This window comes from Oleiphilus sp. HI0066 (genome assembly GCF_001635725.1).
On the sequence record NZ_LWFH01000774.1, the window covers coordinates 1 to 493 of the forward strand.

Genomic DNA, 493 nt, shown 5'->3' on the forward strand with positions numbered 1-493 from the left:
AAGCCTTTTACATAAAGGTAGAGCAAGGAACAGCTCTGATTGTTAACGATATGTCGTCAAAACCAAAAGTTCACTTCACTGGTGCTTTGGTTTATCCCATTATTTATAAGAAAGAATTGATGCGAATCTCCTTGATCACTTTAGAAGTTGATCGAAGAGGTAAAGATGGATTGATCTGTGCCGATAATATGCGTGCGGATATCACCGTAGCTTTCTACCTGCGAGTAAATGAAACAGCTGATGATGTGTTGAAAGTAGCTAAGTCAATTGGTGCAGATCGTGCGTCTGATAAAGAAGCAGTCAATCAACTGTTCAATGCGAAATTTTCAGAGGCACTTAAGACTGTAGGTAAGCAAATTGACTTCGTTAAGCTGTTTGAGAACCGACAAGAATTCAGAGACAAAATCGTTGAAGTCATCGGTGATGATTTGAACGGCTACGTTCTCGAAGATGTGGCGATTGATTACTTAGAGCAAACGCCTAAAGCGTCCCT

1 protein-coding gene is annotated in these 493 nt (G+C 40.4%); it reads left to right on the plus strand.

Translation table 11 applies throughout. The features are described from left to right. The coding region (locus tag A3738_RS09265; protein WP_255376162.1) for an SPFH domain-containing protein at window positions 1-493 on the plus strand (493 nt) is incomplete at both ends.